Origin of the sequence: Bacillus sp. FSL W8-1202, assembly GCF_038006165.1 — a bacterium.
In the GTDB taxonomy this organism is placed as follows: Bacteria; Bacillota; Bacilli; order Bacillales; family Bacillaceae; genus Bacillus; species Bacillus subtilis.
Map to the genome: position 1 here is coordinate 640108 of NZ_JBBOUR010000001.1, position 21320 is coordinate 661427.

Here is a 21320-nt window from a genome sequence, read left to right on the forward strand (position 1 = left end):
ATGCGAAAACCCCCAGCCTTTACGGCCGGGGGTTTTCCTGATGGTCACAGTAAATGATGATCGCCTCCCGCAAAAAAGCGGCAAGACCTTCTCCATATTGATTGATTGAATCGGTAAATCGCTCGTCAGTGATATACACTTCCCCGAGTCCTCTGAAAATGTCGAGTGTGCAATCGTAATGATATTGGCAAATATGATCGCGAAATGCCCCCACTGCGGCCTGAACCTCTGCATCATCGGGCCCATGCTTCATTCGCGCCGCAATTCGTCTGTAAATCGAATCAAATTCAGCCATGATCGAGCGCCAATCATCTGCCGAGTATGCAGATGTCCTTTTCTCTGTTTCTTCTGCGATTTCCTTTCCATACAGCTTTCTGACTTCATCAGCGTATGTCTGCTGGTGCTCTTCAATGTCTTTCATGCTTAATCCGGCAAATAAATCTCTCTTATTCATCGTTTCCCCTCCATCAACGGACAAAAGCGTCCTGTCAATTGTTTGAATCATCTCATCCATTCTTTGTTTTTTCTTCATCAATATCTCCTTTTGCGACTGAAGTGCCGCTTTCCGGTCAAAATTCGGATGATCCAGCATCTCTTTAATTTCATCCAAACGAAACCCGATTTCCTTGAAAAATAAAATCTGCTGCAGTCTTTCCAGGTCTGCGTCACTGTACAAACGATACCCAGCATCAGTAAGCGCTGAAGGATTCAGAAGCCTAATATTGTCATAGTGATGAAGCGTCCGAATGCTAACGCCTGATATCTCCGCCACTTGTTTAACTTGATATTTCATACATAACACCTCCTCTTTTTTATCGTAAACAATCACGCAACGTTAGGGTCAATCCCCAAAATGTTATTTTCTATATACAAAACTTCTCACAAATAGTGTATAAAAGAAAAGTGAGTATTTTTTTGTAAAGGGGAGCCAGTATACATGAATCCTGAAACAATGAACAAAACCCTCATCAGCATTTCGAAATGGGGAAAAGCTACAGGCATTTTATTTATTATTATGGGCGCAATTACCGCGCTTTCAGGCGCGTTCATTTTTCTAATCGGTGCCGTGCCAGGCGTACTGCAAATTATTTCCGGTATCTTTTTGATGAGGTCAGCTAGGGAAGCAGGCCAAATGGCTGAACACAATAGCGGACAGTCTGAAGACTTAATGCTGGAGAATTACGCGAAATTCGTAAAGATGCAAGGGATTTATTTGATCGTAAGCATTGCTGTATCCATTCTTGCGATTATCGCCTTCTTCATCTTTTTAATGCTTGGGATTGCTGACGGCCTTTTCAGCGATACGTACAGCACTTATTAATGAGAAAAACCCGGAGCTGGCTCCGGGTTTTTTATTATTCCGCTTCGCTTACCACTGTGAAGCGTTCATTTTTGTGTTCGGGATGTTCAAGCTCGTCCAACACGGCAATGGCATAATCTGCATAGCTGATATAGCTGTCGCCTTTTGCATTTACGATGACATTGTCTTTTCCTTTTTGGTAAGAGCCAGTCCGTTTTCCTGCCGGATCAAAAAATGCCGCAGGACTGAGGAACGTCCAGGAAATGGAGTCTGTCTGCTGCAAATCTTTCAGGTTCTCGCCTTGATTTGATGCAGTTGGCAAATATTCTTTCGGAAATTCCGGTGTATCCATTAAACGGGTTGTTTTGGCTTCATCAACAAACAGGCTTCCCGCTCCTCCAACAACAAGCAATCTTGTGCGCTTCGCGTCCTTTAAGATGCTGATTAGTGCTCTTCCTGCTTCAACATGAAGATGTTCCTGGCCGGGTGCTGCTCCAAAAGCGTTTACGACCGCGTCGAAAGGCTTGATGTCTTCCGCAGTCAGTTCAAACACATCTTTTTCCAAAACCGCTACGTCCTGCCCCTGCACTTTTGAAGCGTTTCTGACGATGGCTGTCACTTCATGGCCTCTTGTTTTCGCTTCTTTCAAAATCTCGTTTCCCGCTTTCCCGCTTGCGCCTATAATACCAATTTTCATTTTTCATTTCCTCCTTATTTGTAACAATTTTAGTTACATGTTAGCAGTGAGAAGTCATCCCTTTTGATTAAAAGAGATGATTCATAACATCTTTTAATGACTTGCTCGCCAGTTCATTTTCCATCGCTCTTTGCACACTTTCAAACGTTTCATCCAGAGCGTTCTGAATTTTTTTCCCTACCGGACATTTCGGATTCGGGTTTTCATGAACCGCAAAGAGTTCTTCCTGCTTTTGGACAGCCCGGTACACTTCTAAAAGAGAAATATCAGCAGGATCTTTTTTAAGGCTTGCACCCGGCACCCCTGCGCGTGAGGTGAGAATATCAGCTTTTTTCAGCAGGCTGATCATTCTTCGCACGACTACTGGATTCGTGTTGACACTGTCTGCAATGATTTCTGAAGATGTTTTTTCATCCATCGAGATGAGGGATAAAATATGAATGGCAACAGCAAGACGGCTGTTAATCATGTTTTTTCACCACCGTTGTAACTATAATAGTTACATTTGATTCGTTTGTCAACATCTAATATACACTAAATACACGGGTTTTGTGCACCGTTTTTAGTCAATAGAACGGCCGGATGCACTCCGGCCGCGTCTTATCAGAATAAGAAATATCTTTGTCCAAGCGGGACATAATCGACAGGCTGGCAAGACAATTCCTCCCCGTCAGCAAAGACCTGATAGGTTTTTGGATCAATCTCAATCTTCGGCAAAGCCGAATTCAGCTTCATATCCAGCTTGCTCAGCTTTCTGATATTTTTGACTGGAGAAATCCTTTTTTCCAGCCCTAAGCTTTCTGCCACACCACGCTCTATGCTTGCCTGAGACATAAATGTAATCGAGGTTGAGCGGTTGGCTTTTCCGTAAGACGCATACATTTGACGCATGAAAACCGGTTCAGGAGTCGGGATGGACGCGTTCGGATCTCCCATTTGCGCACGTGCAATCATGCCGCCCTTTAAGACCAGTTCCGGTTTTACGCCGAAAAATACCGGGTCCCACAGAACGAGATCAGCAAGCTTCCCTTTTTCCACCGAGCCGACTTCATGGCTGAGCCCGTGCGTAATTGCCGGATTAATCGTGTATTTGGCAATGTACCGTTTTGCGCGCACATTGTCATTTCCGTTTTCGCCGGCAAGAGCGCCGCGCTGTTTTTTCATTTTATCGGCTACCTGCCATGTTCGGATGATCACTTCACCGACCCGCCCCATCGCTTGGGAATCCGATGATGTCATGCTGATCGCACCGATATCATGGAGAATATCCTCCGCGGCAATCGTCGCAGCCCTGATTCTGGAATGGCTGAACGCCACATCTTCAGGCACTTTCGCATCTAAATGGTGGCAGACCATCATCATGTCAAGATGCTCATCCATCGTATTAACGGTATAAGGAATGGTTGGCGTTGTAGATGACGGCAGAATGTTCGCGTAAGAAGCGAGCTTCATAATATCCGGGGCATGGCCGCCGCCTGCACCTTCAATGTGATAAGTATGAATGACCCGGTCCCCGATCGCGTCGAGCGTGTTTTCCAAAAAGCCCGCTTCGTTAAGCGTATCGGTATGGATGGCAACTTGAATATCAGTCTCGTCCACGACTTCCATACACGTTTTAATGGCGCTTGGCGTCGTGCCCCAGTCTTCATGAAGCTTAAGGCCGATGGCGCCTGCTTCCACCTGCTCGATCAGCGGCGCTTTATCGGATGCATTCCCTTTTCCTAAGAAGCCGACATTGATCGGAAACTCCTCGGCCGCTTCCAGCATCCTTGCCATATACCACGCGCCGGATGTACATGTTGTCGCTTTGCTGCCTGTTGCGGGTCCTGTTCCGCCTCCCAAAAGGGTTGTCACACCTGAAGAAAGCGCAACTTCCATCTGCTGAGGACAAATAAAATGAATGTGCGTGTCCACTCCCCCGGCTGTTAAAATTTTGCCTTCACCGGAAATCACCTCTGTCCCCGCTCCGATGACCATGTGCGGATCGACTCCATCCATGATATCAGGATTTCCGCTTTTTCCGACACCGACAATCCGGCCGTCTTTCACACCGACATCCGCTTTGACAATGCCTGTGTAATCCAATAGCACGACGTTGGTGATAACTAAATCCAAAGCGCCGTCCTTCCCTGTGATTCTGCCGTTTTGGCCCATGCCGTCGCGGATTGTTTTTCCGCCGCCAAAGATCATTTCTTCACCGTATACTGTGAAATCCTTTTCGACTTCGATCCATAAATCCGTGTCGCCCAATCTGATTTTATCGCCCGTTGTCGGGCCAAACAGTTCCGCATATTCCTCCCGTGACATTTTCATCGGATTACACCCTCCATCCAGCCGGCTTGTTTTAAGTTGGCCAACGTTTTTTCTTTGCCGCGTTCATCGATAAACGTGTCGGCCATTCCGTTCAGCCCTTTAATTGTCTTGCGTCCTCTGATTTCCACTAGTGAGACCGTTTTCTGCTCTCCCGGCTCAAAACGGACCGACGTGCCTGATGGAACATCAAGACGCATGCCGATCGCCAGCTCACGGTCAAATAATAAAGCCCCGTTGGCCTCCGCAAAATGAAAATGCGAACCGACTTGAATGGAGCGTGATCCGGTGTTTTTTACCGTTACCTCCCGTATCTCACGCCCTTCATTAATCGTAATGGCTCCCTCAGCAATTTGAAATGCTCCCGGCTTCATGACTTCACCTCCGCAGAAATTGGCTGATGTACCGTAACAAGCTTTACTCCATCCGGAAATGTGGCCTCCACCTGAATGCTGTCAAGCATCTCAGGGACACCCTCCATCACATCTTTTTCCGTTAATACATGGCGGCCGACTTCCATCAGCTCTGCTACTCCCTTCCCATCACGTGCGCCTTCCATAATAAAGCAGGTGATATAAGCAGCAGCCTCAGGATAGTTCAGCAGAACGCCCCGCGCCTTTCGCTGTTTGGCTAATTCCCCCGCTGCAAAAATGAGCAATTTTTCTTGTTCAACCGGTGTCAGTTTCATCTGTAGTCCTCCTTCTTTTGTCATATAAAGCAGATGCGGCTACTACGAATTTGCGGAACAGTCAGGCGGGACATCACCTCCCTTTCTTCGAGACTGGGGGTCATACGGTAAGATGCCTTTCAAAGCGGCATGCCGTTTCTTCATCAGCCTTGCCATGGTCAACAACCGTTCCCCTGTCGATTACAGAAAGATAGCCAGCACAGATTAACGCGTTTTCCAGACTGCGCTCGACTAAGATAACAAATGTCTTTTTTTCTGGAAATTTCTATAATAACTTGTCTGACTAGTTCGACAATTAAAATCTGAATTCCTTCCAATTGTTTATTAAGTAAAATATTTTTCAGATTTACCATCAGCGCTCTGGCGATTGCAAGCTGCTGTTGGCCGCCTTTTCGCTTTGAACAAACGTTTGATTAAAATAAATAGCCCCCCTGTTTAGCCGGAAGCAGGCCTATGGAGTGGATGGCCGACTCCATTTCGGCCTAATACAGCGACAATCTGCCCCGGGTGAACCTCCATGCTAAGGCTGTGCTAAACCATCGATTGATCATAACCAGACGTTACATTCCTGATGGCAGCCCGTTGTTTTGCTCCGCAATCGGAAGCATGGCATGGAGGCCAGTCTGAGGCGCCGTCCTCCACGATACCGAGAACCCGACTATTGCCATTAACTCCGCATCATGGACGGTCACTTCGCTGATCGCCACCGTTCCTCTTAATGAGTGAAGAATTCCGGCCTTCACTGAATCCCCGCTTGTGTCGATATCAACTGTTTTCTCGCACTCCCGTGGCTTCCGACACTTTCTTCGGTGCAGTACATTCCGTCATCAAAACCCCTTTGTTTGATTTCTTCAAATGATGTTATAAAAGTTTACAACTTATGTCATCATTATATAGAAGAGGCCTATTAATTCAAAGAATATTTAAAAAATTTAGTTACCTTGACCAAATCAGCTTCTTTTTTTGTTATATTTATTCACATCAGAAAAAGCGAAAAAAAAAGACAAGAAACATTTCGTTTCCTGCCTCTTCCGTACGATTAATCTTTATCTGAAAATTTATCCTTGGCTTTCCCGATATCCTTTTGGATTTCGCCTTTTGCCTTATCTTTTTTGCCTTCAGCCTGCATGTCCGTTCTGTCAGCCATATTTCCGACTTTATCCTTCACTTCTCCTTTGGCTTTATTGAAGCCGCCCTTCATTTTGTCTTTTACACTATCGTTACCCATGTTAATTCTCCCCTCTCAATTATGTGTGTACTTGTTAACTTCCCGATCTGAGAGGCAATAAACATTCTAATGTTATTTATCGATTTCGTAGCGCTCTCCGTAACGGAGCACCTTGTATATCGCCAGCCCGTCTGATGACTTTTTCTCCGAATATCGGACCGGCAGCAGGGCAAAAAACACATAATACGTAGAAAAATAGACAAACTGATAGAAAAACACATTCGGCTTTAATACACTGTGTATAATCAGCAGATTGATTGCAAAAATCGTGATGAGGTTAAACAAGCAGCCCCCTGCATACACGAGTGCATTTGAGAATCGATTGTCAATTTTCAACTCCCCGTACCGGCAAAAAGAATCGATAAAATAAATCGTTCTGAACCGTATGGGTCCAATTTTAAGCAGCGTTTTTCCCATGCCTATATCCAACGATCCCTTTCCGCCAAAAATAAAAGCCATAAAGCTGTGCCCTGAAACATGTATAATCTGTACAAGCGGCAGAACAATGAGGAAAGACCACAGAAACTTCACCATATCATTAAAACCAAACATTGAATTCCCCCTCACGTGCAGATCTGCATCCCAAAACGGCTTTTGTTCAAAAAACAGTGCTGTAGCGATTTTTCCTGTTCTCCCCGGAAATAAACGTTCCGATGCTCCCCTTTTTTTGCATAAAAAAAAACCATCTGCCAGCAGATGGTTTTGTCTCATACTTCATATAAACAATCGTTCCTTTGAATCATCTCTCTCATGCTGACCGCTTTTTCATAAAAATACACCGCTTCTTTATATTGTTCGCGATGACTGAAATAAGAGGCAGCATCTAAAGCAAATTCTTCAATATATACATACAGGCCCTTTTCTTCCATATAATCAAATACTTCTTGAATCATATTCAAATTGACAGATTCCACATATAATGCCTGCAGAAATTTATATTTTGCCAGACTGAAGAAGTCGTTTCGTTTTTGGGCAATGGCAATCCCTTTTTCATAGTACCGTATCGCGGCTTCGCTATCTTGTTTTTTGAAAAGAACGCGAGTCAGGCTGAAGAGCGCTTTTGGAAGCTGTTCCAGCTGATAATCCTCGAAGACAGGAAGCGCTTTTTCAAAGTATTCGGCGGCCTGATCCAGCTCCCCCTTGTCATCATAGCAATTACCAATATTATAAAGGGCTGATCCGATCAAACGGGGCTGTCCTTCCAATAAAGCAAGGCGATACGCGTCATCTAAATGTTCAAGCGCTTTTTCATAATTTCTGTAGTCAATGTAGTTTCCTGATATGACGAAATGGCATTGAATTCTTCTGACTCTGTAAAAATCGTGAGCCTTATACGTCTCCAGCGCCTGTACGGCATGGTTCATGGAAAAGTGCGTCTGCTTCATAATATAAAAGACTTCCGCCACTTTAAAATGAAATTCCGCTCTTTCAATTTCATCTTCTACAAACGCAAGCATCTTCTCAGCTTTCCGATAAAAGGATATAGCCGAGATGTAATTGTTCTGTTCAAATTCGTACATTCCTCTAAACAAGTGAAAATAATACTCAGATAATCCGGAGATGCTGTCCTGATTGCTTTCCAGCGTTTTGATCAATTCACGATATTGAAGCTGAGATTCCTCGTGCAGGTCAGGCTTTACATAATCCAGCATAATTTGGTGCCGGTAGCTGATCAGCTGATAATACAGGAGAAGCAGCTGATCCTCTTCCATCTGTTCGATATCTAGATCAATTTCTTCTTTCAGCTTTACGGCATCAGCCACTTGAAATGCTAAAATGTGCTTATACCACTTATTGATTTTCACTCCTACTTGAGATGACGGGATCTCGTACGCGGCCATGCCCCTCCAACCCTTTCTATTTTCTAATTGGTTATATTTTATCATAATGTATGGCTTTGGAATTAAATTTTCTTACAATGATTCCTTCTTTATGCCTATCCTTATATATTTCGGTTTTTCTACGTATTTTTTGCACTCGGATTCTAATAAAAAAGCTTACCGGACAGTGCCGATAAGCTTTTGACTTCAAATTAACCGCCAATATAAGACATTTCCACTTTCTTTTTGCCAGATGCTTTTGATAGCGTACGATCGACTGAATACTGATCGATCCGATTTTTCCATACTGTCCCGATCATTTCTGATAGTTCGTCATCACTTAATTCCTGGCGAACCGGAGCTCTGAGGTCAAATCCGCTTGAAGCGAATAAGCAGGTAAACAGCTCTCCTCTCGCAGAAAGACGGGCTCTGTTGCAAGATCCGCAGAATGCATCAGATACAGATGATATGACGCCAATTTCTCCGGAGCCGTCCAAGTAGCGGAATCTGGAAGCCACTTCGCCTATATAATTAGGCGCTATCGGCTCAACCGGCATGTGTTTATTGATCAAATCTATGATTTCCGCCTTTGTCATGACGTCTTTCTTTTCCCATTGGTTGGTGTTGCCTACGTCCATAAATTCAATGAATCTCAGGATATGCCCTTTTTCTTTAAAATAACGGGCCATAGGCAGTATATCTTTTTCATTGACGCCCTTTTGAACGACCATATTGATTTTAACACCGAGCCCCGCTTGCTTCGCCGCTTCAATGCCTTCCAGCACCTTGCTGACAGAAACACCGCGCCCGTTTATCTTCTTAAAACGCTCGTCTTCTAAAGAATCAAGGCTGATCGTAACCCTTTTCAGCCCAGCCTCCTTGAGCCTCTTAGCATAAACAGGCAGCAGTGATCCGTTTGTCGTCATCGCGATGTCACGAATACCCGGTATGCGGGCCAGTTTTTTGATTAATTCCGGCATATCCTTTCTCATGAGGGGCTCTCCGCCGGTCAGGCGGATTTTTTCAACGCCAAATCTTGTGACAAACAATGTCGCAAGCCGTTCCAGCTCCTCAAATGAAAGCAGCTCCTCTTTCTTTAAAAAAGGATAATCCGGGCCGAATAATTCGGCGGGCATACAGTACGTGCATCGGAAGTTGCAGCGGTCTGTAACAGAAATGCGAAGGTCTCTCAGCGGTCTGTTTCTTTTATCCAACATCTGACGCGACTCTGTAATCATAGCTACAGCCCCTTCCTATCCCCTGATTCTCTCAGGGTGTGTATATACATTAAATGATCCGTTTCTGACAAATCCAATCGCTGTGATATTCAATTCTTCAGCCATTTGAACCGCAAGCTCCGTCGGGGCCGATTTGGAAATGACAATCGACACGCCGATTTTGGCCGCTTTTAACAGGACCTCTGATGAGATTCTGCCGCTGAACACAATCAGTTTGTCACGTACGGACATCCCGTTTAGAAGGCAGTGTCCGTATAGTTTATCAAGTGCGTTGTGCCGACCGATATCGGTGCGCATCAACAGAAGCTTCTCTGTGTCGCAAAGCGCCGCATTATGGACGCCTCCCGTATCCTGAAACGTCCCGCTCCCTTGCTGCATGTCTTTCATAAGCGCCAAACATGCCTCAGGCGATATCTTGATTTGGCTGACAGCCGTCTTGGCTGTTTTGACATCCTGCTGAAAATAAAAATGACGGCCCTTTCCGCAGCATGAGCCGATCACCCGTTTCGTATAATCCTTTTGATCCAATGTCTCAGGGTGAACGAGGTCGACATATACAAAACCGAGACTTTCATCTATTGTAAACCTTTTAATTTCTTTTTGAAATCGTATAACACCCTCTGATGCGAGAAATCCGATGACAAGCTCTTCGATATGCTCAGGCGTACAAACGAGCGTCACAAATTCACTGCCATTCAGTATCACTGTCAAAGGGAATTCCGTCACCATCCGGTCTTCTACTTTGCTTATTTCCCCTTGTTCATAGCGCCATACATCCCTGACCGCAGTTACTTTATCGTTCAATGTCTCTTCCCCTCCGCAATGTTCCTGCCTTTATATTTTTTCACACTCCTCGGATTTTGTCGAATTCTGAGACACAAAAAGAGCCCTCTATATAAAGGGCTTTCACAGGATGTGATGACGGCGGTGTTTAGGCAGGGCGCCTAAGCATTTAGCCGCCGTTCCTTTTACCAATGTGCATTGACAACGAACGCGGGGTTTGTCGACACGCTGAGAGCCCTCTATATAAAGGACTCTATGTTTGATTATGCTGATTCTTTTTCAGAACCGTAAACAGCACAATAGCTGCGATCAAGGTGAGAATGCTGACAAAAAAGAAGGCTGCCAGTTTTAGAAGAACACCAAGCAATATGAATGCAACGGTGGCTATAAGAAAAATCATTCCGAATAATTTCATATGTTCAACCCCTTTTTAGGGTATCATTCCCGCCCAAATTGTTTTTAAACCAATAAAAAAAGGCGCCTGGGGGAGCGCCTGATCTTTAGGTTCCTTACTCAGTAAATTTTTGTGCTTCTTTTTCCCAAGCCTGTTCGAACTCATCCGCACTGTTCGCTGAAATATATTCTCCGCCGCCAGCGACAGCTGCTTGTTTCATCTCTTCATTACCCTTGACATCAAAGTTGAAGCCAATGATGTTTACAATCGTATCCACATTTGATGCACGGAGCTTTTCGATTTCTGCCGCAGGGTCTCCGCCGCACGTTTCTTCACCGTCAGTGATTAAATACACCACGTTTTTCCCGTCTGCGTCAAATGCTTCAAATTCTTTTCTTGTGTCTGCAAGTGCTTTGGCAATCGGTGTCCATCCAGTCGGCTTGAGCTCACTCAATGAATTGTCAAACAGAGACCCTTCATATGGATGAAGGCCGTAAATGGTTTCCGTCGTACTGCACGAAAGGGCTTTACCGGACAGTTTATTGTTCCCTGCATGCCCGAAAACGCGAAGCATAAGATTTGTATCCTTCGGAAGGAGTTCGGCAAAAGATTTTACTGATTTTTTGGCAATGTCTATTTTGCGCTCTCCTCCTGTTTTTTGAACCATGCTTCCGCTTCCGTCAAACAAAACAGCTACATTTGAATCAGCCTGTTTCTCAGCGGCAAAAGACGGGGAGGCAATGGAAACAGTCAACAATCCAATGATACCGGCAGCCAGCAATTTTTTCATATGATTACTTCCTTTATTTTTCGTATTTTCCAACTATATGTTGGATTCTTCTTTATGCTAGAATACGAAAATGCAAAAAGATATAGGACATGCTGCCTTTTATGCTGCTTTCACGATCTGTCCAAAATCGCTTGAAATGCCGTTCATTTTTAGCCATTTCCGCCCAGAAAGCATAAACAGATTGTGTGATCATTCATTCTTTTTTCGCCTTGATTATGACAGAAAAACGGAAATCTGCTACTATGCTACAGGCAGACAGCTAATTAGTTTTGAAGTTTTTGTTACATACAAAAAGAGGCTGACCATCACCAGCCTCTTTTTTCTTATTTAGATAACATTAGTGATTGCTGAGTGAAAATTTTCTCAACATCTTTTTGGGTATAAGCCGGGAAGTATTCACCGCCGCCTACTTTCGCAATTGCGTTCAGCTGGCCTTTGTATCCCTCTTTATAATCAAAGCCGATCACATTAACAGTGATATTCTCTTTTTGCAGTTCCTTTGCTGTTTTAATCGGGTTTCCTCCGCACGTTTCCTCACCGTCTGTCAACAGATACACCACTTTTTCCCCTTTTGCATCAAGCTGGTCAAAAGAAGATTTCGCCTCGTTCAGCGCTTTGGCAATTGGCGTCCAGCCAGTCGGCCCAATTGTATTGAGAGAATTGAGGAAACTTTGCTCGTTAAAGCTTTGGAAGCCGTATACGTTGCGAATGGCTTCACATGACTGAACTTTTCCGGAATTTTTATTGTTTCCTTCAGAGCCAAACACGCTCATTTTCACCTGAGTTCCTTCTGGCAGTGAGCTCGCAAACTTTGAAATTTCTTTTTTGGCTGAATTAAATTTAGATACACCATCTATTCTTTTCGCCATACTTCCGCTGGCATCAAGCAAGACCGCCACGTTCGCCGGCGCTTTAGCCTCCGTTTCTGTCTTTTCAGCTGCAAAAGCAGGTGAAGTTAATCCAAAAAGCAATCCTGTCATCATGATCAGTGAAAGTCTTTTCTTCATGTTCGTACCCCTTTACCAATTTGTTTCTGCGTGCAGATGTTCAACGCTGAACATAATCTATCGTAATCAACAAAAACCGAGAAATAAATAGGGCGGGCTTCCCCATTGCTGTTGTTTACTTTTGCATAGAAACCTATGTTTTTATTAGTGATTTCCACCTAACGCCCCTATGAAAAGAGAAGATTGTCCGCCTTTCGGCTTTCGTTATATGAGTCTGTCGAAGTCTGTCGACAAATGTGGATGACTTTACCACAATCTCAAAGCCTGAAATCAGGAAAAAAGGACTGATCCTTAAAGACGGTCAGAAGCTCCTCTAAACCGTTGCAGCTGCTCTTAGATAAATGACATTCAAGAACAGAAAAAGACGCCCAAAGAGCGCCTTTTTCTACTTTTTCGCCATATATTTATTCAAAAACGCATCTGCCTCAGAAATTTGTGTGCCTTGGTAATAGTACTTTACAATGTCATCAACCGTTTTGCCTTCTTTGGCCATAAAATTCGCTCCGTATTGGCTCATCCCCACACCGTGGCCAAATCCTCTCGTCGTGACTGTAATTGTGTCTCCATTTCGCTTCCATTCAAAATCGGCGGAGTTGAGACCCAGCTTTTCACGTATGTCTCTTCCTTTCAGCGTCTTGCCGTTAATGACGGCAGTTGCGACCTGGTGGCCCGGTGTCTCGCCGGTAATCTTCCCTACTGCGCTAGATCCATCCAGCTTGACGCCAAGCTTTTGCTGAAATTCTGCCGCTGTAAAGGTTTTCGTTGCCTTATATTTCGGAGACTTTTTATCCCATGGGCTTTTGACGCTTTTTAAATATGGGATAGCACTTGTCCAATAAGCTTCTGCATTCTCTGTGTAGCCGTTGCTTGTGGAGAAAAAGGATGCTTCAATCGGCTGGTTGTTGTACGTTAAGATTTTGCCTTGCGTACTGGTTACCGCATCTGTGATTTTCTTCAGTTTTGTCTCATAGCTTGTGCCCCACTGTTTTTTCAGCTCCGCTTTGCTTTTATACACCTGGAACATCTGTGTATCATCCACCAGTGAGCCTTTAGGAGCTTCTACCGCTGAATTTGACACCATCAGTCTGACAATAAATGTTCTGGCGGCAAGCGCCTGGGCTTTCAGTGCTTCAGGTTTAAAGGTTGCCGGCATTTCGGAGGCGACGACTCCAATCACATACTCTTCAAGCGGAATGTTTTCTACGGATTGATTTGCGGTTCGATAGACGGGAATAGAAACAGGTGATGCTTTCAATGTTTCTGCTCCTTTCGATGCTGGTTTCGTGCTGACTGCTGTCTTTTCTGATTCTACGCTGGCCCCCGCTTCCTTATTATGCTGGAATGGTATAACCAAGAGTGTGGGAACCAAGAGAATCAATGCACATAGTACGGATAGTGTGATTGCGAATTGTTTCATATTCAGCTGCCTCCTGCTCGGGATTCGACTCTAGTCTAGTCTATGGGCAGGGACAAGCTAATATGACTCTCGTTTTGGACAGAAACTTTATTTGTCATTTACGTATTCTTTTTTGCTATTTTGCGCATAATGATGATAATACACAAAAAATAAAAAACCAGTATGCCAGAGTGACATACTGATTTTCAAGTAAGTTTATGCATTTAAGTCAGAAACGACTTCTTTATTCTCTTGCTCAGAAGCAGACTCATCATTTACACGTTCGATGTCTGCGCCCAGAGCGGCAAGCTTCTGATGGAAATCAACGTAACCGCGGTCTAAGTGCTTCAATTCAGTAACACGTGTGTGACCTTCAGCCACTAACCCCGCAAGAATCAGCGCTGCACCTGCACGCAAATCAGTCGCTGCAACTTCAGCTCCCTGAAGCTGTACAGGACCGTTAATGATGACAGAACGTCCTTCAATCTTGATATCACCATTCATACGGCGGAATTCTTCCGCATGCATAAAACGGTTTTCAAAAACGGTTTCTGTAATCATGCTTGTGCCGCTTGCACGAAGCAGAAGCGCCATCATTTGTGACTGCATATCAGTCGGGAAGCCCGGGTGAGGCATTGTTTTGATGTCAATCGGTTTAAGTTCTTTCGGGCCGATGACACGCAGACCTTCACCTTCATCCTTAATTGTTACACCCATCTCTTCCATTTTTGCAATTAAAGAGGTGAGGTGTTCAGGAACGGCTCCTTTTACTAATACGTTTCCTTCAGTGATTGCAGCAGCAACCATAAATGTGCCCGCTTCAATGCGGTCAGGAATAATATGGTGTTTTACGCCGTGAAGCTTTTCGACTCCTTCAATTTTGATGGTGCCGGTGCCAGCTCCGCGGATTTTTCCGCCCATGCCGTTGATATAGTTTGCTAAATCAACGATTTCGGGTTCTTTTGCCACGTTTTCCAGCGTTGTTGTTCCTTCAGCTAGAGCGGCTGCCATAATCAGGTTCTCTGTAGCTCCTACACTTGGGAAGTCCAGATAAATTTTTGCGCCTTGCAGTCGGCCTTTTACTTCAGCTTCAATGAAGCCATTACCAACTTTGATTTCTGCGCCCATTGCTTCAAAACCTTTTAAATGCTGATCAATCGGTCTGGAACCAATTGCGCATCCGCCCGGAAGTGCAACTCTTGCATGACCTGTACGCGCAAGAAGCGGCCCCATGACAAGCACAGACGCACGCATTTTACGAACATATTCAAAAGGTGCTTCAGTTTGCAAAGCGTATGAAGCATTTACAGTCACTTCATTATTTTCAAAATGCACATCTGCTCCTAAATGACGCAACACTTCGTTAATTGTATATACATCGGAGAGCGTAGGTACATCACAAATTACGCTTTTTTCTTCACTTGCTAATAAAGATGCAGCGATAACAGGTAAAACGGCATTTTTAGCGCCTTCAACTTTGACTGTGCCGTTTAACTTCTGACCGCCGCGGACGATGATTTTTTCCAAGGTATTCCCCTCCGCGTCCCTAAATTCTCTATATTAATATTCAGTCGTAACGATTGGTGTGCCAACCGTAACGGTATGTTTTCCGCCCATTTCTGCACTTCTAAGTGCAATTTGCAAATTCATTTTATGTTTCGAGGTCATAATGTACTCTTCCCACTCATCTGTAAACGCAGAAATAGAAACGAAATTTGGCTCAACTACATGTTCTACTGATCTTGCTTGAAATTCATTTAATAACTGATTTGCTTTTTTTTGCAAAACAATATTCATATTATCATCTAAGTGACCATTTAGACAAGTAAAAATAACTACTTTTTCTTGGAATATCCCAAGTGTCTCCCGTTCAAACTGTTCATATGTATCATTCCAGCTATCCGGTGTCTCTAGACTCATTTGCTCATATAATAAATACGAAGTTGGATTGTGTTTTTTGAGGGTTGTGACAAGCTGCAGTCTAAAAGAAGTACGATTTTTTTTGTCAGTATATGTGCCAATTGCCTTTATCATTTTATCTTCCCGTGCAATCACCCAATCATATTGACGATACTCTGATTTTAAACGTTGCACTTTTTGATAAAATTCTTTTTCGGTCAGTGACATGTTTTGTTTTGCATGCAATGTCCACTTATCTATTGACACATCTTGGCGTTCCATCCCCTCTGCCATCTGTGCTAACGGCGTTAATTCACTCGCGTGAATGGTATGGAAAACAGCAATGACGAAGCTTAACATGACGGAAATGATAATAGCGTGGCTTACTTGTTTTTTCTTCATGTTCATCTCTCCCCCTTATCCCCAGTTTTACCGGAGGCAAGAGGCGCCATACGTAAAAATCTTCGTCAAAACTCGAGCTATTCGCTTCAACCCGCTTCTCCCAACCATTTAATGATAATGTTCAAAACCTATTAAAATAGATAGGGAAGCTGCTGTGAATAATTGAGATAATCTAAAAAGAAATTGGCAACGGCCGTTCCAATGGCGATTGTCAGCAAAATCATCAGGAGTCTAGCCTGCACGACTTTGCCTTTTTTGATTAACGGATCTATATTGACGGCTTGCAACGCCCACCAAGTCACTGCTATAAAAATCAGGTGAACGACAATGCCGATTGCAGCCTGCTGTCCCAATACACTCATCTATTACACTCCTTTCTCTGCGTTTATACCCTTTCTTATTATATAAGAAGCACAGATAAAGATGATACATTTTATACAGAACGGAATAATCAGCCAAATCTAGGGCTAATCCCCGCTTAAAGTGCGATTCTTTTACATGGTATACTTTATTGGAAAGGAGCTGGCAAATGTGAATCATTCTTTTTTTCAGCCTGAAAAGCAATATGGTGAGGACCTGCCAATTTTTGATCAGGAATGGGAAGCAATTGCATTCTATTATGATTATAGACAGTCACAGATTGAAGAACTGAATGAATTGTGTCAGTTTTTTAACATTTCTCTTACCTATACGAGAGAAAGCCTTGAAGAGCTTGAAAACCTTTATTTTCAAAGTATACAAGAGCTTTTGCTTGCTGATTGGAATCTTCCTATTGAAGAATTCGAGAAAATGATCAGTGTTTATCTTATAGATTGCGTGATTGCCCGCCATGAAGATGCTGAATGGGTTGTAAAACCTTATCCCTATAAAGACGGCGCTTATACACTTGGCTTTAGAAGACATCGCAAATCGTGGCATACAATGAATGCCTGTGATGGTTTATACCTTCGCCAAGAAGAGGATCGCCCGCTGCTGTCGCTGTTTGATTCTCTTGTTCGTTCATAAAAAAATCCTTCTCATAAAGAGAAGGATTTTTTCTTATTTCCCTGCTACATCCAATCTGTTCAAAGCCCGCTGTAACGCAAGCTCAGCCCGACGAATGTCAGTATCATCTGATTGAGAATTCAAACGCTCCTGCGCCCGCTGGCGTGCAGCTTCAGCGCGCTCTTTATCGATGCCTTCCGCTGTCTCGGCAGCCTGGGCAAGGATGGTGACCTGATCAGGACGGACTTCTACAAAACCGCCGCTGACGGCAACCATTTCAGTCTGCCCGTCTTTTTTCAGACGGACAGCGCCGATTTTAAGAGGAGCCACGGTTGGAATATGGCCTGGCAAAATACCGAGATCGCCGCTTTCGGCTCTCACACTCACCATTTCGATATCCGCATCGTATACTGGGCCGTCGGGAGTAACGATATTGACTTTAACGGTCTTCATGCTTTTACCCTCCTAGGACCAGATTAAACTTCTACACCCATTTCTTTTGCTTTCTCAACAACTTCTTCGATACGGCCTACAAGACGGAACGCATCTTCTGGAAGATGGTCATATTTACCGGCTAAGATTTCTTTGAAGCCTTGTACCGTCTCTTTTACAGGCACGTAAGAACCTTTTTGTCCAGTGAACTGTTCAGCCACGTGGAAGTTCTGAGAAAGGAAGAACTGGATACGGCGTGCGCGGTGAACGACAAGTTTGTCTTCCTCGCCTAATTCATCCATACCGAGAATCGCAATGATATCTTGAAGCTCTTTGTAACGCTGAAGCGTTGACTGTACTTCACGCGCAACCGCATAATGCTCTTCTCCGACAATTTCAGGAGCAAGGGCGCGTGATGTAGATGCCAACGGATCAACCGCAGGGTAAATACCCATTTCAGTTAATTTACGCTCAAGGTTTGTTGTCGCATCCAAGTGAGCGAACGTTGTCGCCGGCGCCGGGTCAGTGTAGTCATCGGCAGGCACGTAGATCGCCTGGATAGATGTAACTGATCCAACGTTCGTAGACGTGATACGCTCTTGGAGCTGACCCATCTCAGTTGCAAGCGTCGGCTGATAACCAACCGCTGAAGGCATACGGCCAAGAAGGGCTGAAACCTCTGAACCCGCTTGTGTGAAACGGAAAATGTTATCGATAAAGAACAGTACGTCCTGTCCTTGTACATCACGGAAGTGCTCAGCCATTGTAAGGCCTGTCAAAGCAACACGCATACGTGCGCCCGGCGGCTCGTTCATTTGTCCGAATACCATGGCTGTTTTGTTGATTACGCCAGAGTCACTCATTTCGTAGAAAAGGTCGTTTCCTTCACGAGTACGCTCTCCTACGCCGGCGAATACAGAGATACCGCCGTGCTCTTGCGCGATGTTGTTGATTAATTCCTGGATTAATACGGTTTTACCTACACCGGCACCACCGAACAATCCGATTTTACCACCCTTAATGTAAGGAGCAAGCAAATCAACAACTTTAATACCTGTTTCAAGAATTTCAACTTCTGTTGAAAGCTGATCGAATGAAGGCGCCTGTCTGTGAATCGGATCCTTTTTCGCATCCGCAGGAACCGGCTCATTCAAATCAATATTTTCTCCGAGAACGTTAAATACACGTCCAAGTGTTACATCACCAACCGGTACTGAGATTGGCGCTCCTGTATCTACAGCTTCCATACCGCGCTGAACACCATCCGTAGATGCCATTGCGATTGTACGGACTGTATCATCACCTAAATGAAGAGCGACCTCAAGCGTTAAATCAATACCTACTTCGTTTTCACTTGCAGCTGGCTGTGAAATTTTAATCGCATTATAAATTTCAGGCAAGTGACCGTCTTCAAAACGCACGTCGACGACCGGTCCTAATACCTGGCTAACGCGTCCTTTCTTCATCGCTATCCCTCCTGACAAAATCTTTCTATTCTAAAGCGGCTGCTCCGCCGACAATTTCCGTAATTTCTTGTGTGATGGCTGCTTGGCGAGCGCGGTTGTAAGAAAGCGAAAGTGAATCGATAAGTTCCTTCGCGTTGTCTGTCGCATTTTTCATCGCCGTCATTCTTGCAGCGTGCTCACTTGCTTTACTGTCAAGAAGCGCACCGAAGATTAAGCTTTCTGCATATTGAGGAAGCAAAACCTCCAGAACCTCCTCTTCAGATGGTTCAAATTCATAAGACGCCGTTCTTTTTCCGCCGCCGCTGCCCAAATCAGATAACGGCAGAAGTTTTTTCTCCGTTACTTCTTGAGTAATGGCGCTGACAAAATGGTTATAAACAAGGTGCAATTCATCAAACGCACCGTCTATAAACATTTGGATCGTTTGACGGGCAAGATCTTTAATTTCTGTAAACGTTACTTCATCCCCAAGTCCTGTTAACTCGGAAATGATCGGAATCTCCCGTTTCTTAAAGAAATCACGGCCCACTCTTCCGATGGCAATCACCGCATACTCATCCTTAGACTGATGACGTTCTTGCATGGCCTGATAAGCACTCCGTAAAACCGAACTGTTAAAAGCGCCGGCAAGACCGCGGTCAGACGTAATGACAAGGTATGCCGTTTTTTTCACTTCTCTGCTGAGAAGCATCGGGTGCTTCACGTTGCCGGAAACTCTTCCGACGTTTGACACAACCTCTTGGATTTTATCCATATATGGCACAAATGATTTTGCATTGTTTTCAGCACGATTCAGCTTAGCCGCAGATACCATCTGCATGGCTTTTGTAATCTGACTTGTTTTTTTCGTTGACGTGATCCTTGACTTAATATCGCGTAATGAGGCCAAAGATTTCACCACCTTTTCTCTTCATCTGCGTAAAAAGAGAGAAAAAGAGAACCTTTTTCTCTCATCAGCATTCGAGTTAGTTGCTTGGTGCAAATGTGCGTTTGAAGCCTTCGATTGCAGCTTTGAAGTCTTCATCAGCAGGAAGGTTTCCTGTTTTCGCAATTCCGTCAAGCAGGTCTTTATGGTTTTGGTCAAGGTACATGTAGTACTCTTCTTCAAAACGTCTGATATCCGCCACAGGAATATCATCGAGATATCCTTTTGTCAGCGCATAAAGAATGGCTACTTGCTTTTCAACCGGAAGCGGCTTGTTCAGATCCTGCTTCAGCACTTCAACTGTACGCGCACCGCGGTTCAGTTTTGCCTGAGTCGCTTGGTCGAGGTCAGAACCGAATTGAGCGAATGCTTCCAGCTCACGGTATGACGCAAGGTCAAGACGCAAAGTACCTGATACTTTTTTCATCGCTTTGATTTGCGCTGAGCCGCCGACACGGGATACAGACAATCCGGCGTTGATCGCTGGACGTACGCCTGAGAAGAACAAATCAGATTGCAGGAAGATCTGTCCGTCGGTGATGGAAATGACGTTCGTCGGAATATAAGCAGAGATATCTCCGGCTTGTGTTTCTACGAACGGCAGAGCTGTAATTGATCCTGCGCCTTTCGCGTCGCTAAGCTTTGCTGCACGCTCAAGCAGACGGGAATGAAGATAGAATACATCCCCAGGGAACGCTTCACGGCCTGGCGGACGGCGAAGAAGCAAGGACAGCTCACGGTAAGCGGCAGCTTGTTTAGAAAGATCATCGTATACAACAAGAACGTGCTTGCCGCTGTACATAAATTCTTCTGCCATTGTAACCCCAGCATACGGTGCCAGGTACAGAAGCGGTGCCGGCTGTGACGCAGACGCCGTTACAACAATTGTATAATCAAGCGCGCCGTGTTTACGCAATGTTTCTACTACGCCGCGGACTGTTGATTCTTTTTGGCCGATCGCAACATATACGCAGATCATGTCTTGGTCTTTTTGGTTCAGAATCGCATCGATCGCAACAGATGTTTTACCTGTTTGACGGTCACCGATGATCAGCTCACGCTGGCCGCGGCCGATTGGAATCAGTGCATCGATCGCTTTGATACCGGTTTGAAGCGGTTCATGAACTGATTTACGGTCCATAACGCCTGGTGCAGGGCTTTCGATCGGACGAGTTTTGCTTGTCAGAATCGGGCCTAGTCCGTCAACCGGCTGGCCTAGCGGGTTTACAATACGGCCGATTAACTCTTCACCAACAGGAACCTCCATGATGCGGCCTGTTCTTTTTACTTCGTCTCCCTCACGGATCTCACTGAAAGGTCCTAAGATGACGATACCTACGTTTGATTCCTCAAGGTTTTGAGCCATACCCAAAACACCGTTTGAAAATTCGACAAGTTCACCGGCCATACAGTTGTCAAGGCCGTGCACACGTGCAATACCGTCACCGACTTGGATGACTGTACCTACGTCTTGAACTTCAATATCAGATTGATAATTTTGTATTTGCTGTTTTATCAGCGTGCTAATCTCTTCAGCTTTGATGCTCACTTAGGTTTCACC

Annotated in this window: 27 protein-coding genes; 2 read left to right on the forward strand and 25 right to left on the reverse strand. The window is 44.6% G+C overall.

Features of this window, described 5'->3' with window-relative positions:
• Window positions 1-19 precede the first annotated feature (19 nt).
• Window positions 20-793, reverse strand: a complete 774-nt coding sequence (gene mta, locus NSQ09_RS03240; protein ID WP_041334739.1) for a transcriptional activator Mta — start codon at window positions 791-793, stop codon at window positions 20-22.
• A 144-nt stretch (window positions 794-937) separates the two neighbouring features.
• Between mta and NSQ09_RS03245 the strand changes: the two genes are divergently transcribed.
• Window positions 938-1321, forward strand: a complete 384-nt coding sequence (locus tag NSQ09_RS03245) for a DUF5362 family protein (protein WP_014478231.1) — start codon at window positions 938-940, stop codon at window positions 1319-1321.
• A gap of 34 nt (window positions 1322-1355) precedes the next feature.
• On the opposite strand, the gene NSQ09_RS03250 is transcribed toward NSQ09_RS03245, so the two are convergent.
• From NSQ09_RS03250 to NSQ09_RS03345, 20 genes are all read right to left on the reverse strand, one after another.
• Complete coding sequence (locus NSQ09_RS03250; RefSeq protein ID WP_326131675.1) at window positions 1356-1997, reverse strand: NAD(P)-dependent oxidoreductase; 642 nt, start codon at window positions 1995-1997, stop codon at window positions 1356-1358.
• 67 nt (window positions 1998-2064) lie between these two features.
• Window positions 2065-2466 carry an Rrf2 family transcriptional regulator gene (locus tag NSQ09_RS03255; protein ID WP_003227734.1) on the reverse strand — a complete coding sequence of 134 codons (402 nt, stop codon included), beginning with the start codon at window positions 2464-2466 and terminating at the stop codon, window positions 2065-2067.
• A 134-nt stretch (window positions 2467-2600) separates the two neighbouring features.
• Window positions 2601-4310: an urease subunit alpha gene (gene ureC / locus NSQ09_RS03260; RefSeq protein ID WP_095844008.1), complete on the reverse strand. Its 1710-nt coding sequence runs from the start codon at window positions 4308-4310 to the stop codon at window positions 2601-2603.
• Complete coding sequence (gene ureB, locus NSQ09_RS03265) at window positions 4307-4681, reverse strand: urease subunit beta (RefSeq protein ID WP_088327157.1); 375 nt, start codon at window positions 4679-4681, stop codon at window positions 4307-4309. Before ureB ends, ureC begins: the two co-directional genes overlap by 4 nt.
• On the reverse strand, window positions 4678-4995 hold the full coding sequence (ureA, locus tag NSQ09_RS03270) for an urease subunit gamma (protein ID WP_242304427.1): 318 nt from the start codon (window positions 4993-4995) through the stop codon (window positions 4678-4680). The genes ureB and ureA overlap by 4 nt, the downstream gene beginning before the upstream one ends.
• A gap of 158 nt (window positions 4996-5153) precedes the next feature.
• Complete coding sequence (locus tag NSQ09_RS03275) at window positions 5154-5348, reverse strand: hypothetical protein (RefSeq protein WP_119899878.1); 195 nt, start codon at window positions 5346-5348, stop codon at window positions 5154-5156.
• 207 nt (window positions 5349-5555) lie between these two features.
• Window positions 5556-5738, reverse strand: a complete 183-nt coding sequence (locus NSQ09_RS23070) for a transporter substrate-binding protein (RefSeq protein ID WP_144453657.1) — start codon at window positions 5736-5738, stop codon at window positions 5556-5558.
• Between the two features lie 296 nt (window positions 5739-6034).
• Window positions 6035-6223 (reverse strand): stress response protein CsbD, encoded by a 189-nt coding sequence (gene csbD / locus NSQ09_RS03285; RefSeq protein WP_144453655.1) that lies wholly within the window; start codon window positions 6221-6223, stop codon window positions 6035-6037.
• Window positions 6224-6295: 72 nt separating this feature from the next.
• On the reverse strand, window positions 6296-6775 hold the full coding sequence (locus NSQ09_RS03290) for a hypothetical protein (RefSeq protein ID WP_003244390.1): 480 nt from the start codon (window positions 6773-6775) through the stop codon (window positions 6296-6298).
• A 155-nt stretch (window positions 6776-6930) separates the two neighbouring features.
• Window positions 6931-8064, reverse strand: a complete 1134-nt coding sequence (gene rapB, locus NSQ09_RS03295; RefSeq protein ID WP_003227715.1) for a response regulator aspartate phosphatase RapB — start codon at window positions 8062-8064, stop codon at window positions 6931-6933.
• Window positions 8065-8255: 191 nt separating this feature from the next.
• On the reverse strand, window positions 8256-9281 hold the full coding sequence (gene moaA / locus NSQ09_RS03300; RefSeq protein WP_003243488.1) for a GTP 3',8-cyclase MoaA: 1026 nt from the start codon (window positions 9279-9281) through the stop codon (window positions 8256-8258).
• Window positions 9282-9296: 15 nt separating this feature from the next.
• Complete coding sequence (fdhD, locus tag NSQ09_RS03305) at window positions 9297-10085, reverse strand: formate dehydrogenase accessory sulfurtransferase FdhD (RefSeq protein ID WP_047183330.1); 789 nt, start codon at window positions 10083-10085, stop codon at window positions 9297-9299.
• 232 nt (window positions 10086-10317) lie between these two features.
• A complete protein-coding gene (locus NSQ09_RS03310; RefSeq protein WP_003227706.1) occupies window positions 10318-10479 on the reverse strand; it encodes a hypothetical protein in 162 nt (53 codons plus the stop codon).
• A gap of 94 nt (window positions 10480-10573) precedes the next feature.
• Window positions 10574-11248: a vWA domain-containing protein gene (locus NSQ09_RS03315; protein ID WP_041334709.1), complete on the reverse strand. Its 675-nt coding sequence runs from the start codon at window positions 11246-11248 to the stop codon at window positions 10574-10576.
• A gap of 52 nt (window positions 11249-11300) precedes the next feature.
• Window positions 11301-11441 (reverse strand): hypothetical protein, encoded by a 141-nt coding sequence (locus tag NSQ09_RS03320; protein ID WP_014481180.1) that lies wholly within the window; start codon window positions 11439-11441, stop codon window positions 11301-11303.
• Window positions 11442-11571: 130 nt separating this feature from the next.
• On the reverse strand, window positions 11572-12255 hold the full coding sequence (locus NSQ09_RS03325) for a vWA domain-containing protein (RefSeq protein WP_041334706.1): 684 nt from the start codon (window positions 12253-12255) through the stop codon (window positions 11572-11574).
• A 385-nt stretch (window positions 12256-12640) separates the two neighbouring features.
• Window positions 12641-13672, reverse strand: a complete 1032-nt coding sequence (gene spoIID, locus NSQ09_RS03330; protein WP_014481182.1) for a stage II sporulation protein D — start codon at window positions 13670-13672, stop codon at window positions 12641-12643.
• A gap of 195 nt (window positions 13673-13867) precedes the next feature.
• Window positions 13868-15178 carry a UDP-N-acetylglucosamine 1-carboxyvinyltransferase gene (gene murA / locus NSQ09_RS03335; RefSeq protein ID WP_003227695.1) on the reverse strand — a complete coding sequence of 437 codons (1311 nt, stop codon included), beginning with the start codon at window positions 15176-15178 and terminating at the stop codon, window positions 13868-13870.
• A 33-nt stretch (window positions 15179-15211) separates the two neighbouring features.
• Window positions 15212-15952, reverse strand: a complete 741-nt coding sequence (locus tag NSQ09_RS03340) for a YwmB family TATA-box binding protein (protein ID WP_017696012.1) — start codon at window positions 15950-15952, stop codon at window positions 15212-15214.
• Window positions 15953-16083: 131 nt separating this feature from the next.
• On the reverse strand, window positions 16084-16314 hold the full coding sequence (locus NSQ09_RS03345) for a DUF1146 family protein (protein ID WP_003227691.1): 231 nt from the start codon (window positions 16312-16314) through the stop codon (window positions 16084-16086).
• A 169-nt stretch (window positions 16315-16483) separates the two neighbouring features.
• On the opposite strand from NSQ09_RS03345, the gene NSQ09_RS03350 reads away from it, so the two are divergent.
• A complete protein-coding gene (locus tag NSQ09_RS03350; RefSeq protein WP_026113663.1) occupies window positions 16484-16957 on the forward strand; it encodes a hypothetical protein in 474 nt (157 codons plus the stop codon).
• Window positions 16958-16990: 33 nt separating this feature from the next.
• On the opposite strand, the gene NSQ09_RS03355 is transcribed toward NSQ09_RS03350, so the two are convergent.
• The 4 genes from NSQ09_RS03355 to atpA all read right to left on the reverse strand — a co-directional run bounded on the left by NSQ09_RS03355 (window position 16991) and on the right by atpA (window position 21308).
• Window positions 16991-17389, reverse strand: coding sequence for a F0F1 ATP synthase subunit epsilon (locus NSQ09_RS03355; RefSeq protein ID WP_014478254.1), 399 nt, complete (start codon window positions 17387-17389; stop codon window positions 16991-16993).
• Between the two features lie 23 nt (window positions 17390-17412).
• Window positions 17413-18834, reverse strand: a complete 1422-nt coding sequence (gene atpD / locus NSQ09_RS03360) for a F0F1 ATP synthase subunit beta (RefSeq protein WP_003227686.1) — start codon at window positions 18832-18834, stop codon at window positions 17413-17415.
• A 25-nt stretch (window positions 18835-18859) separates the two neighbouring features.
• Complete coding sequence (gene atpG, locus NSQ09_RS03365; protein ID WP_003244388.1) at window positions 18860-19723, reverse strand: ATP synthase F1 subunit gamma; 864 nt, start codon at window positions 19721-19723, stop codon at window positions 18860-18862.
• 76 nt (window positions 19724-19799) lie between these two features.
• Window positions 19800-21308, reverse strand: coding sequence for a F0F1 ATP synthase subunit alpha (gene atpA, locus NSQ09_RS03370; protein ID WP_014478256.1), 1509 nt, complete (start codon window positions 21306-21308; stop codon window positions 19800-19802).
• Window positions 21309-21320: the final 12 nt, after the last annotated feature.